This window comes from Kitasatospora sp. NPDC089913, assembly GCF_044748625.1.
Taxonomy (GTDB): Bacteria; Actinomycetota; Actinomycetes; order Streptomycetales; family Streptomycetaceae; genus Kitasatospora.
The window spans coordinates 64,200-76,848 of the sequence record NZ_JBIVGI010000026.1 but is presented as its reverse complement, the minus strand read 5'-3'; the positions used below and the strand labels follow the sequence as shown (position 1 = coordinate 76,848).

The following is a 12,649-nucleotide window of genomic DNA, read 5'->3' as shown; positions in this document are numbered from 1 at the left end:
TGACCGCTCCCGGCGCCCCGCGCCCGTTCCACGCACCCCAGTACCTCGTCCGCCGTGCCGCCCCCTCGGCCGGTCATCCTAGGCGACCGAACGGAACCGCCCGTGCCCCCGGGTTCGGGAGCACGGGCGGTTCCGCTTCGGGCGGTGCGCCTCGGCGGTGGGCCGGGACGGGCCGGGACCGGCCCTGCTGCGCGTGGGCCCGGACGGGCCGGACTCAGCCCTGCTGCGCGGTGCGGCGGCGGCGCAGCACGACCAGGGTGCCGACACCGGCCGCAAGGACGGCGCCGCCCGCGATCGCGATGCCGGTGCTGTCGTCACCGCCACCCGTGGTGGCGAGCGCCTTGTCCGCGTTGGACTTGGCCTTGGCGACGGCCGCCGGGGTGATCGGCAGCGGCTTGACCTTCGGAACGCTGACCGGGAAGTCGATCGGACCGGCGGCGTCGTCCTGGGTCGGCGCGGGGCTCGACGGGGCGGCGGTCGCGGGCGCGCTCGGGGAGGTGCTCCCGCTCGGCGTCACGGTGGCGCTGGCCGAGGGCGAGGCCGAGGTCGACGGGGTGGCGGTCGTCGACGGGGTGGCCGTCGTGGACGGCGTGGCGGTCGTCGACGGCGTGGCCGTGGTCGACGGGGTCGCGGTCGTGGACGGCGTGGCCGTCGTCGACGGGGTCGCGGTCGTGGACGGCGTGGTCGACGGCGTCGCCGTCGTGCTCGGGGTCGTCGAGGCGGTCGGCGAGGCGGTCGGCGACGTGCTGGTGCTCGGGCTGCCGGTCGGCTTCACCGTCGGGCTCGTGCTGGGGGTGGTCGGCTTCGTCGTCGACGGCGTGGCGGTCGGGCTCGGCTTGCCCGGGCCCTCGGCCACGATCTTGAAGCGCTTGCCGCGGATGCCGTCGCAGCTGAACTCGGCCTCGCCGGTGGGCGTGTTGCCCTCGGCCTCGGCGGAGAAGACCACCGGAACCACGCCGGCGTTGCCGCGCGGCGCGTCCTTGGCCACGGTGACGCGGACGGCGACCGTCAGGCTGCTGCCCTTGGTGACGGCCAGCAGCGAGTCCTCGAAGTCCGGGTTGCCGTCGGCCTGGAGCTTGGCGAGCAGGAACAGCACGCCGTCGTCGTCGGCCTCGGCGCCGGGCGCGGCTCCGGCCGGGTGCCAGGCCTTGGTCTTGTCCAGCGCCTCGGGCAGCTGGTACTCGACCTTCAGGTCCTTCGCCTTCAGGGTGTCCTGGGCGTTCTTGAACTTGAGCAGCGGGTAGAAGACGAAGTCCGTCTTCGTGTTGTTGTCGATCGTGAAGCTGAACTGCTTGGACTCGCCACCGGCGACGAAGGTGCCCGGCACCCCGTCCAGCGACAGGTCGAGCTGGCGGTGCGCGGCCTTGTCGGCCTGCGGCGCGGCGGCCGAGGGCGCGCCGGTGGCGGCGGCGACGGCGCCCTGGGCGCCGGTGAGGGCCATCGAGGCGGCGAGCGCGGCGGCGCCGGCCAGAGCCAGGCTGCGAGGTATGGAGATGGACAAGGAGAACCTCACGGGAGTGTCCGGGCGCGGCCCGGGAGCGCGGGTGGACCCGGTGGTTGTCCGAGCCGCGATCCCCCCGCGAAGGCTGAAAGTCCGACGGAGACTACCGAAGGCCCCCGCTGTGCCGGAAGGTGGGTGCCGGTTTGAAACGTCACCAGGCCGTTTTCTGTCCGATTGACCCAACTCTGCCCGTGAAAGGGACTTTTGCCCCCGGCCGTCGAGGGGAGCCGCTTGCTTGGTACACGGTGGGGGCAGGGGCGCTACGCGGGGAGTCCGGCCCGCCGTCGCGCGACCGCCGCGACGGCCGCCCAGTCCTTCTCGCCGTCCCCGTGCGCGAGCGCGTCCAGGAACGCGTCCCGCAGCACGCTGCCGAACGGCAGCGGCACCCGCGCCGAGGCCCCGGCGGTGAGCGCGAGGCCGACGTCCTTGAGCCCCAGCGGCAGCTTGAACCCGGCGGGCTCGTAACGGCGTTCGGCGACCATCGCGCCGTACCCGGAGTAGACCGGCCCGGGGAACAGCGTGCCGCTGAGCATCTCGATCAGGTCGGTCGGCCGGACCCCGTTCGCCTCGGCCAGGCTGCACGCCTCCGCCATCGACTCGATCGCGCAGGCCAGCAGGAAGTTGGTGCTGATCTTGGCGGTGTTGGCCTGGGCCGGGCGCTCGCCGAAGTGCCAGACCCGCCGGCCCATCGCGGCGAGCAGCGGTTCGGCCGCCGCCAGCGCAGCGGGAGTCCCGGCGGCCAGGATGTCGAGCTCCCCGGCGGCCGCCACCGGCGGTCGTCCGAGCACCGGCGCGGCGACGTACCCGATGCCGTGCTCGGCGTGCAGTGCTTCGGCCCGCTCGGCCAGGTCGACCGAGACGGTGGCCATGTTGATGTGCAGGGTGGCCGCGGCCCCCGCCAGCAGGGCCGGGTCGAGCAGCAGCCGTTCGACGGCGTCGTCGTCGGCGAGCATCGAGACGACCGTGTCGGCCGCGAAGACGTCGGCCGGCCCCTCGGCCGCCTCGGCGCCCAGGGCGACCATCGCGGCCACCGGCTCGGGCGAGCGGTTCCACACCCGGACGGTGTACCCGGCGCGCAGCAGACTGCCCGCCATGCCCCGGCCCATCGCACCCAGTCCGACGAAGCCGACCGTCGTCCCGCTCATCGCACGCTCCCGCTGTCGCCCGGCGGACGGACCGGTCGTCCGACCACGAGCAACCGACTGTACGTCAGCCCGCCGGGCCGCCGACCGACCCGATCCCGGCGCCCGGAGAGACGGGTGCACGGAGAGGTCGGCGCACGGAGAGGTGGGTGCACGGGCGGTGGGGGCGGGTGCGGTCAGGCGGCCGCCGCGCGGTGCCCGTCCGCCGCCCCCGCCTCCAGCCGCGCGGCCACCCGGTGGCGCAGCAGCTGGTACTGGACCTGGAGCCGGCCCGGACGCTGCGGGCGGGCGACCGGGCGACCGGGGCCGACCTCCTCGTCCGGACCGAAGCGGGAACGGGTCATGTCGACCTCGGCGCCGGCGGCGGACCGGTTCCACCAGTGCAGGTCCGTCCGGACCCCGCCGACGTACACCTCGCCCATCATCAGCTCGCCGCCCAGCAGGTCGTGCACCACCAGGGCGGTCGCCCCGCACTGGCCGTGGGCGGGATTGTCGGGACGCCAGTGGGCCTGGTCCTCGGGCGCGCAGGTGTCGACACCCCAGGAGGAGCGGATCGCACGTTCGATGTCGTTGAGGGTCCACGCCGTCATAGCGGGAAGCCTGCCACGCGGCACCGACAGCGGCAGCGGCTTTTCGGCCAAAGTGCCCGTGTTCTGCGACGACCCGGGTGACCTTCACCCGTACGGGGAGCCCTCGGGGCGGTGGCCGGAGGGCCGTTCCGGGGCGACGGCCGCGGGCGCGGGACCGGGATCGGGCGCGGGACCGGGATCGGGTGCGGGACCGGGATCGGGTGCGGGCGCGGGCGCGGGCCGGTGCGCGCCGGAGCGGTCGGGGGTCCGCTCCGGCGCGTGCTCCGTCCCCGTGCCCTTCACCGGCCGGGTATCACTTCCCGAGCGCCTCGACGCCCGCCTGCGCGAACTGCTCGTCCAGGTCGCCGCTCGGGGCGCCCGCGACGCCGATGGCCGCGACCGGCGCACCCTTCGACTGCACCGGCGCACCGCCCGCCAGGAACAGGGTGCCCGGGATGTCCTTCAGGTTCGGCGCCTGGGCGAGCCGCTTGGCCAGCTCGGAGGTGGGCGCGTTCCAGGAGACCGCGGTGAAGGCCTTCCGCACGGCCGACTCGGGCGACTGCGGGCCGGCGCCGTCGCCCTTGAGCAGCACCCGGGTGACACCGTCACGGTCGACGACCGCCACCGAGACCTTCTGACCGGCCTTGGCCGCCGCGTCCAGGGTGGCCTCGGCGGCCTTGGTGGCGGCGGCGATGGTCAGGCCGGTGGTCTGGGCGAGGTTCTTGTCCCGGGTGTCGGCCTTGACCGCGGCGGCGGCGACGGACGGGGTGTCGGTGGCCTCGGCACTGGCCGAGACGGCGCCGAGGGTGGCGGCGGCCAGCGCGGCGGCGGCGACGGTACCGGTCAGCACCTTGGTACGAACGGAGATCTTCTTCATGGTCCGGCTCCTCGTCGGATGGTGTCGCTGGGAACGGAATCGATCCTCCGGCGGCCGCCCCCGCGCCGCATCGGCGGTCCGGGCACTCCCCGCGGGCATGATGGACGACGGACCCGTCAGCCGATCGGCTGATGCGTCCCCGGGCCGGACGGGTCACCATCGAGGGATCGCCTCGGGGGATCGTCCGGGGGATCGCCCCGGCCGGGGCAGCGTTGGTCACGACGACCGGCCACGAGCACGGCTACGGCCACGACGACCGGCCGTCGGAAGCGAACGAACGAACGAGCGAGGAGCGGCCCCGTGCACCACCCCGGCCCCCCGCTCGACCCGGACGCCGGCCGGCTGGCCGTCCTGCTCGACTCCGCGTTCCTGCTGCTGCTCGCCACCTCGCTGAGCCGCTTCCTCACCCACCACCCGGGCAGTCCGCGGATCCCGTGGGTGCTCGGCCTGAGCATCGCGCTGGCCGTCGTCCAGCCCGTCGGCTCCTGGCTCGCCCACCGCCGCCCGCCCGCCCCCGGGCAACGCCGCCCCGCCTGGCCGCTGGCCGTGGTGACCGTGCTCTGGGTGGTCCTGGTGCTGCTCGCGCCGAGCTTCTCCTGGTGCGCCGTGCCGCTCGTCTACACGGCCCTGCGCACGCTGCCCACGCCCGCGGCCGTCCCCCTGGTGGCGGCGCTCACCCTGCTGGTGGTGGTCGGTGAGGTCCGGCTGCCGGGCGCGACCGACGCCAACCTCCTCCTGCTGCCGCCCGCCGTCGCCGCACTGGCCACCGGCGTCTTCCTCTACATGGAACGGCAGGCCGAACGGCAGCGGGCGCTGATCGCCGACCTGGTCCGCACCCGGCGCGAACTCGCCGCCACCGAGCGGCGGGAGGGCACGCTGGCCGAGCGCGAACGGCTCGCCATGGAGATCCACGACACCCTCGCCCAGGGGCTCTCCAGCCAGCAGATGCTGCTCCAGGCCGCCGACCGCACCTGGGACGGCGACCCGGCGACCGCCCGGGGCCACGTCCGCACCGCCGCCGCGGTGGCCGCCCGGAACCTCGCCGAGGCCCGCCGCTTCGTCCACGACCTCGCGCCGGCCGAGCTCGCCGACGGCGGCACCCTCGACCGGGCGCTGCGCTCGCTCGCCGAACGGGAGTCGGCCGAGAGCGGGCTGCCGGTCCGCTTCCACCTGGACGGCGCACCCGTGCCGCTCCCGGCGGCCGCGCAGTCCGCCCTGCTGCGCATCGCCCAGGGCGCGCTCGCCAACGTCCGGGAGCACGCCGGGGCCACCGCCGCCGGTCTCACCCTCTCCTTCCTCGGCGACCAGGCCGTCCTGGACATCGCCGACGACGGCCGCGGCTTCTCCCCCGACGACACCGCCCCCACCGGGGGCCGGGGCCACGGCCTGCCCGCCATGCGGGCGCGGCTGCGCCAGCTCGGTGGGACCCTGACCGTGGAGAGCGCCCCCGGGGAGGGCACCGTCGTCTCCGCCGCGGTCCCGCTCACCCCCGACACCCCCGACACCCCCGACACCCCCGACACCCCCACCACTTCCTCCACCCCGTCCACCCCCACCGCCCCGGACCGTCGCCAGGGCCCAGGAGCCGTCCGATGAACCCCGCCCCCGCCCCGTCCCCGGTCCGGCTGCTGGTCTGCGACGACCACGCGGTGGTCCGGGCCGGCCTGCTCGCCCTGCTGGCCAGCGCCGGCGACATCGAGGTGGTCGGCGAGGCGAGCAGCGGCGAGGAGGCGGTCGACCTCGCGGCCCGGCTGGCCCCGCAGGTGGTGCTGATGGACCTCCAGCTCGGCGACGGCATCGACGGGGTGGAGGCCACCCGGCGGATCACCGCCGCGCCGGAGGCGCCGCACGTCCTGGTGCTGACCACGTACGACACCGACGCCGACATCACCCGGGCGATCGGCGCGGGCGCGACCGGCTACCTGCTGAAGGCCGAACGGCCGGAGGAACTCTTCGCAGCGGTGCACTCCGCCGCCCTGGGCCGCACGGTGCTCTCCCCGCCGGTCGCCTCCCGGGTGATGGCGCAGATGCGGGCCCCGGCGCCGCAGCTCACCGAGCGCGAGACGGAGATCCTCGCCCAGCTCGCCCAGGGGCTCGGCAACCGGGAGATCGCCCGGGCGCTGTTCATCAGCGAGGCGACGGTGAAGACCCACCTGGGCCGGATCTACGACAAGCTGGGCGTCGACACCCGATCGGGCGCGGTGGCGGTCGCCAAGGAACGCCGTCTGCTGCGCTGACGGCGTTCGAATACCGACATTCCGTTCGGAATATCGGATTCCGAGCCACCGGCCCGAGATCCCGGTCCGGAATCCCCCGGCACCCGAACGAGCGATCCCACCAGCAGCTTCCACCGGCGCCCCAACGCCCCTCGCCGCCCCTTGCCAACCGGACGGCAATCCCCGATTGTGGATGTTTCATGGATTAGGGGTATTGACAAACCAACCATGCGGTTTGTTACCGTAACGATCAACGACGCCCCACGGTCAAGGGGGCCCGCCGGGCCTGTGCGGAACGCTCTCGCCGGAGAGCGGTGCCAGGGGGGACGGCGGAGTCCGGGGTGGTCGGGGGGAGCGGCGTAGACGTCGCGCGTCGACGCGGCGCGGAGCGGGTCCGGGGGGACCCGCTCCGCGCCTCCCTGCTTTCCGGCCCCGTTTTCCCGCCCTCACCACCGTCCGCACTTCACGCCCCTCCAGGTAAACTGCACCGGGTAGTGCAATACGCCGAGGAGGGGAACCCGCCCGATGAGCACAGCGAACCCGGCAGCGACCACCGGCTCACGCCGCATGCCCGAGAAGCGCCGGGCCATCGCCCGCGCGGCGAGCACGGTGTTCGGCCGCGAGGGCTACACCCGGGCCAGCGTCGACGCCATCGCCTCCGAGGCCGGCGTGTCCAAGCGCACCATCTACAACCACTTCGGCGACAAGGAGAAGCTCTTCCTCTCCGTCGCCCTGGAGACCGCCGGCGAACTCACCGAGATCATCGCCGGCCTGGCCGACCGGCATCTGCACAAGATCGTCGACCTGGAGGCCGACCTCACCGCCTTCGCCGTCGACCGCGCCAAGGCCGTCCTCGCCGCCGGCGAGCACTACGCCCTCGGCCGCACCATCCGCGCCGAGGCCGGCAACATCCCGCCCGACGTCCTCGCCGCCTGGCTCGCCGCCGGCCCGCTCGCCTCCCAGCGCGACCTCGCCGACCACCTCGTCCGCCTCGCCTCCCAGGACCTGCTCACCCTCGACGACCCCGACCTCGCCGCCACCCACTTCACCCTGCTCACCTTCAGCGGAGCGGCCGACCAGTCCTTCTACGGCGCCGTCCCCATCTCCGACACCGCCCTCCACAGCACCGTCACCACCGGAGTCCAGGCCTTCCTCCGCCTCTATCCGCGCCCCTGACGCCATCCTTGCGCCGCCCCGACCCGCCGCCCCGACCCGCCGCCCCGACCCTCCCCCGGTCGGCTCGCGCGGCGGGACCGCCGGGCAGTCGGGCCTCGGCGCGATACGTTGACGGTTCCGATTCCAAGATCGGCGACGGCGGCCGCAGAGGTCTCGAACCGGAAGGGCTGGGAGGCAGCGTGGGCGAGGACCCGAAGCACTGGGTTCGCGTGCCGGTGGGACCCGAGGCGGCCCGGTGGGCCACTCGCGGCCGATGCCGACGGGTGCTGCTGGTCGTCCACAACGTGACGGCCGCGACGCGACTGATCGATGTGCTGCCGCTGTTCCGCGACGACCTGCGGCTCCAGGTACTGGCGACCTGCACCGGCTCGTCACCGTTCCAGTCGGGCGTGGCGGAGCTGCTCGCCTCGACGGGCGTCCCGGTGCTGCCCTGGGAGCAGGCCCTCTCGACTCCCGTGGACCTGGCGGTGTCGGCAAGCCTCGGAGGTCAACTCGATCTTCTGAAAGGCACGTTGGCGATCCTCTCGCACGGCGCCGGATACAATAAGACGCTCGCCGCACCGGACACCGGACACCGGACACCGGACACCGTGTTCGGGCTCGGACCGGAGTGGATCCTCACCGCCGGAGGCACCCCGGTCGCGGACGCCATGGTCTTCTCCCACCCGGAGCAGATCGCCCGCCTCGCCGAGTCCTGCCCCGAGGCCCTGCCGACCGCCGTACTGGCCGGCGACCCCTGCTTCGACCGCATCCTCGCCGCCCGGCACCACCGGGACCGGTACCGGCGGGCCCTGGGAGTACATCCCGGCCAGCGCCTCGTCCTGCTGAACTCCACCTGGAACCCGACCTCGCTCTTCGGTGACTCCGGCCCCGAGGACGTCCTCCCGCTGCTGCTCCCCCGGCTGACGTCCGAACTCCCCGCCGACGAGTACCGGGTGGCGGCCGTCCTCCACCCGAACATCTGGCACGGCCACGGCCCCGGCCAGATCCGCCTCTGGCTGGACCGGGCCCGTCGGGCCGGGCTCGCCCTCGTCGACCCGCTCGAAGGCTGGCGCCAGGCCCTGATTGCCGCGGACGTGGTCCTGGGCGACTTCGGTTCGGTCAGCTACTACGCCGCCGCCTGCGGCACCCCCGTGCTCCTGGGCGCCGCCGACCCCGACGCCCTCGGGACGGAATCGCCCGTCGCGGCGTTCGTCCGGTCCGCACCCCGACTCGATCCGTACAGCGCGCTCCCGCCCCAGCTGGACGAGCTGCTGACCGAACACCGCCCCCTCGACGGGCCGGACCGGCTGACCAGTTCGGCCCCGGGACAGGCCGCGGCCCTGCTGCGCGGCCTCTTCTACCGGATGATCGGCATCACCGAACCGGCCGGACCGGCCGTGCTCGACCCGCTGCCGCTGCCGCCGTACGAGCCGCCGCTGCGCACCGCTCCCCTGCGCGTCATCACCCGCACCGCCGCGGACGGCAGCATCGCCGTCCTGCGCTTCGCCGAGCCCCGCTACGAACCCGACGGCGCCGAGGGCGAGGGACACCTCGCCGTGCACGAGGACACCCTCGACCCCGGTGCGCTGGAGTCGGCCGACGTCATCCTCCGGTACGGCGAGCCCGACGACCCCCGGTTCGGCCCGCCCCACGCGTGGGCGGCCGAGGTGCTCGGCCGGTACCGGTCCGCCTCGCTCGCCGTCTACGTCACCGGCCCTCGCGAGTGCGTGGTGCTGCACCGCGGCGGACTGTGCCTCAGGCTGACCGCCGACGGTGACGGCGACCCGGCCGCACACGCCTCGGCGCTGCTCGCACGGCTGCACGCCGGCCCCGCGGTCGTGGCGGCGCCCACCACCCTGACCGTCAGGACCGGCACCCGTCCGACGCGGGTCCGCGTCACGGTCGATCGGAAGAGTGACCGGGAGAGTGACCGGAGGATCGATCGGGCAGGCACCGGGCGCGCAACCCGGCCAGATAGGTGAGGTGCACGGTCGCGTTCTCCCGCCCCAGCAGCGCGACGGCCTCGTCGACCAGCGGCAGCGCCCCGGCCCGGTCGGCCGCGTCGAGGTGGAGTTCGGCGAGATCCGTCAGCACCCGGGCGGTGTTGTAGCGTTCACCGCTCTCGCGGAAGAACTCCCGTGCGACGGAGAGCTGTTGCTCCGCCTCGTCGAAGCGGCCGAGGCCCCTCAGCGCCCGCCCCCGGTGCCGGTGCAGCAGCGCCCGGGCCCGCGGCACATCGGCGGCCCCGTCGTCGGCCGGGCCGATCCGGTCCAGCAGCCCGTCCGCCTCCTCGAAGCACTCCAGGGCCGATCCGAAGCGCCACTGCCGCAGCCGCAGCAGCCCCAGCGACTCGACCGCTGTCGCCCGGCCGCGCCCGTGCCCGGCCCGCTCCTCGTCCGCCGCGGCCGCCAGAAGTTCGCCCTCCGCCTCCTCGTCCTGACGCAACTCCATCAGGGCGAAAGCGAGTTGGATGTGCATCCGGCCGGCCGTCCGGGTTCCCGGGCAGTGCCGGCCGGCCGTCCGGGCGCCGGCCCTCAGCGCGGGCAGCAGCACATCGTGGCAGCCGGCCTTCAACTGCACGGCCCAGAGCGCCTCGACGGTCTGGCAGACGGTGTCGAAGCGGCCGAACTCCTCGGCGGCGAGCACGGCTTCGACCAGGTTGCCCGCCTCGGCGACCAGCGCGGCGACCGCCGCGCCCTCGTCCTGGTACGGCCCCGGACCCAGCTCGGCGTACAACGGGCCGAGGTGCCAACGCTCCTTCAACGCCGCGTAGTCGGCGCGGACGGCGAACCTCAGGTACCAGTCCGCGGCGCGGGCCACGGCCGCGGCGCACCCCGCCAGGCCCTCCTCGCGGGCCGCCGCCTCCTCCGCGTGCGCACGCACCGCCGGCCGGTAGCGGTAGCGGCCGTCCCCGGTGCTCTCCAGCAACCGGAGCTCCGCCAGCTCGGCCAGCACCCGCCCCGCGGCGTCCTCCGCGACCTCGGCCGTCGCCGCCGCCACGGCCGCGTCCAACGAGGACCACGGCCGCAGCGAACCGAGCCGGTAGATCCGCGCCGCCTCCGGCCCGAGCCGCCGGTAGGCCTCCTCGGCGACGGCCCGCACCGGGGGCAGGGGGTTCGGGGAATCCGCCGCGCCGTCGCCACCGATCGGCCCCGTCGCCAGGTACGGAGCCATCGCCCGCAGCGCGAACGGCGAACCGGCGCAGCGCTCCAGCACCGAGGGAAGCGCGGCGCGGGCCGTCGCCACGGCGGACCGTCCCGCCAGCTCGGCCAGCAGCCGCCTGGCGTCCCGGTCGGACAGCGGGCCGACGGGAACGGCCACCGCGTCCAGCCCGGTGAGCGGCCGGCGGGCGACGACCAGGGTGAACACGCCGCGCGCCGCCGTGATCAGCGGATCGACCTGGGCCGCCGACTGCGCGTGGTCGAGCACGACCAGCAGCCGCCGTCCGGACAACAGGGAGCGGAAGAGGTCCACCCGGTCCTCCACGGCGGGCGGAACGTACTCCGCCGGCACACCGAGGCGCAGCAGGAAGTGCCGCAGGACGGTGGCGGCCGTCGGAGCGGTGCTCGCCGAACCGCCCCGGAGGTCCGTGTACAGGGTCCCGTCCGGGAACCGGCCGGCCTCGCGTCCGCCCCAGTGGAAGGCGAGCGCACTGGTACCGATCCCCGCCGGACCGTGCAGGACGGCCACCTTCGGCAGGCCGTCGGGCTTGCGGTCCGCCTCCCGGTCCAGCAGCGCCAACGGGCCCTTCCGGTCGGTGAAGAAGCGCGCGGAGGCCGGCAGCAGCCGCGGCACCCCGTGCACCGCCGCCCCACCGGTACTCCTCCCGCTCATCGCGGCGGCCAGCGCCCTCGCCTGTTCGGGGCTGCGCGACGCCTCCGCCACGAGCAGCCCCGCCACCGACTCCCGCTCGGCCGCCCCCACCGGCGCCGGCACCTCGCGCCCCACCACCCGGGCCACCAGCCCGCCCATCGTCTCCCAGGCCCGCTTCCCCGCCTCGTTGGCCATCCCCGCACCGGCCGCACCCAGGAAAGCCGTCACCATCGACAACGACAGCGGATCCACCGCGCCCACCCCCGGTCCTCCGTGAGGCAGAGGTTCTCCAATGCCCCGACCTGTTGCATCCGGCCCCACCGTAGCCTGCCGGGCCGGACCGCCGGAGGACCTTCGCCCGCACCCCCGCGAAGCCGGTCCGGACCTCCTCCGCGGCCCCCGCGGCACCGCTGCGGAACCACCTCAACTCCCCGGTTCCGCAGTATCCGTCGACCGTTCCGGCAGCGCTGCGGAGAACCGGCACGACCGCGTCGTCCACCGGCCCCGCCCGCACCGGGCAGGCCATTCGCGACGGCCCTCGTCGTCGCATCGCCGGACACCGGGAACACCTGGCGACAAAGCCGCTGCGACGATGCCCCGAACGCGCCGCCGCCGGCTCCCGGCGCCCTGCCCGGGCCTCGCTCGGATCGTCTGCGGCGCACTCCGCCACCCAGCTCCCGGCCATGCCGGAAATAGCTGGACCGGTCCGGAGAACGCAAAAGCCGCAGGTCGCTGACCTGCGGCTTTATCGATGGAGCGGGCGACGAGAATCGAACTCGCGCTATAAGCTTGGGAAGCTCATGTTCTACCATTAAACTACGCCCGCCTGACGAGTCGTCAGAGACGCTCGATCTGCCCTCACTGTACCCCATCCGTGACGGTCGCCGCACAGGCGGCCGGAGGTCGTGGCGGAGCCGCGCGGGGTGGGGGCGGGGGCGTACTGTGTGGGCCGCGCGAGACTGCCCCGGCGGGTGGGTGCGGGCGGCGAGCCTTGGTGTGGAATGTCCGGAACTTCCCCTAATGTGACGCTGGTCCCGGGGGCTCCGCCGTTCGGGGCGACGAGTACGGGTGAGTACCGGGGTAAGGATGGGAAGGGGATCGATGGAGCAGCGCGCCGTCGTTCGTTGTGCCGAGGGGCACCTGTTCAGCACCACCACGTTCCCGATGCAGAATCTCGGCGCCGGCCGGCTGGGGCCGGGGCGGCTGATCCGGTGCCCGCAGTGCGGACGGCTGAGGAGTTCGGTGCTCGCCGACGTGCGGGAGCTGTCCGAGCCGCAACTGGCCCGGGCACTGCGGCTGGAGGCCGCGGAGTTCCTCGCCTGACGAGGGCGGTCGTGGGAGAGATGTGACGGGTGCGGCCCCGGGCGATTCGT

10 protein-coding genes and 1 tRNA gene are annotated in these 12,649 nt (G+C 74.6%); 5 read left to right on the top strand and 6 right to left on the bottom strand.

Going from position 1 to position 12,649, the window contains the following annotated elements; genetic code table 11:
• Positions 1 to 214 precede the first annotated feature (214 nt).
• From ACIPYS_RS31090 to ACIPYS_RS31075, 4 genes are all read right to left on the bottom strand, one after another.
• Entirely contained in the window at positions 215 to 1,501 is a 1,287-nt protein-coding gene (locus tag ACIPYS_RS31090) for an LPXTG cell wall anchor domain-containing protein (RefSeq protein WP_400752357.1), read from the bottom strand.
• 260 nt (positions 1,502 to 1,761) lie between these two features.
• Positions 1,762 to 2,766: an NAD(P)-dependent oxidoreductase gene (locus ACIPYS_RS31085; RefSeq protein WP_400752354.1), complete on the bottom strand. Its 1,005-nt coding sequence runs from the start codon at positions 2,764 to 2,766 to the stop codon at positions 1,762 to 1,764.
• 53 nt (positions 2,767 to 2,819) lie between these two features.
• Positions 2,820 to 3,233: a hypothetical protein gene (locus ACIPYS_RS31080; protein WP_400752351.1), complete on the bottom strand. Its 414-nt coding sequence runs from the start codon at positions 3,231 to 3,233 to the stop codon at positions 2,820 to 2,822.
• Positions 3,234 to 3,525: 292 nt separating this feature from the next.
• Positions 3,526 to 4,089: a heme-binding protein gene (locus ACIPYS_RS31075; protein WP_093861127.1), complete on the bottom strand. Its 564-nt coding sequence runs from the start codon at positions 4,087 to 4,089 to the stop codon at positions 3,526 to 3,528.
• Between the two features lie 300 nt (positions 4,090 to 4,389).
• Here ACIPYS_RS31075 and ACIPYS_RS31070 point away from each other — a divergent pair, with 300 nt between their 5' ends.
• The 4 genes from ACIPYS_RS31070 (at position 4,390) to ACIPYS_RS31055 (ending at position 9,445) form a co-directional block, all read left to right on the top strand.
• Complete coding sequence (locus tag ACIPYS_RS31070; protein WP_400752348.1) at positions 4,390 to 5,685, top strand: sensor histidine kinase; 1,296 nt, start codon at positions 4,390 to 4,392, stop codon at positions 5,683 to 5,685.
• Positions 5,682 to 6,326, top strand: coding sequence for a response regulator transcription factor (locus tag ACIPYS_RS31065; RefSeq protein ID WP_093861128.1), 645 nt, complete (start codon positions 5,682 to 5,684; stop codon positions 6,324 to 6,326). Before ACIPYS_RS31070 ends, ACIPYS_RS31065 begins: the two co-directional genes overlap by 4 nt.
• A 504-nt stretch (positions 6,327 to 6,830) precedes the next feature.
• Positions 6,831 to 7,481, top strand: a complete 651-nt coding sequence (locus ACIPYS_RS31060; RefSeq protein ID WP_231978651.1) for a TetR/AcrR family transcriptional regulator — start codon at positions 6,831 to 6,833, stop codon at positions 7,479 to 7,481.
• A gap of 179 nt (positions 7,482 to 7,660) precedes the next feature.
• Positions 7,661 to 9,445 carry a hypothetical protein gene (locus tag ACIPYS_RS31055; RefSeq protein WP_400752343.1) on the top strand — a complete coding sequence of 595 codons (1,785 nt, stop codon included), beginning with the start codon at positions 7,661 to 7,663 and terminating at the stop codon, positions 9,443 to 9,445.
• On the opposite strand, the gene ACIPYS_RS31050 is transcribed toward ACIPYS_RS31055, so the two are convergent.
• Positions 9,360 to 11,537: a tetratricopeptide repeat protein gene (locus tag ACIPYS_RS31050; protein ID WP_400752340.1), complete on the bottom strand. Its 2,178-nt coding sequence runs from the start codon at positions 11,535 to 11,537 to the stop codon at positions 9,360 to 9,362. The genes ACIPYS_RS31055 and ACIPYS_RS31050 overlap by 86 nt on opposite strands.
• 491 nt (positions 11,538 to 12,028) lie before the next feature.
• Positions 12,029 to 12,102, bottom strand: a tRNA-Gly gene (locus ACIPYS_RS31045).
• Positions 12,103 to 12,377: 275 nt separating this feature from the next.
• On the opposite strand from ACIPYS_RS31045, the gene ACIPYS_RS31040 reads away from it, so the two are divergent.
• Positions 12,378 to 12,599 carry a hypothetical protein gene (locus ACIPYS_RS31040; protein ID WP_030392517.1) on the top strand — a complete coding sequence of 74 codons (222 nt, stop codon included), beginning with the start codon at positions 12,378 to 12,380 and terminating at the stop codon, positions 12,597 to 12,599.
• Positions 12,600 to 12,649 lie beyond the last annotated feature (50 nt).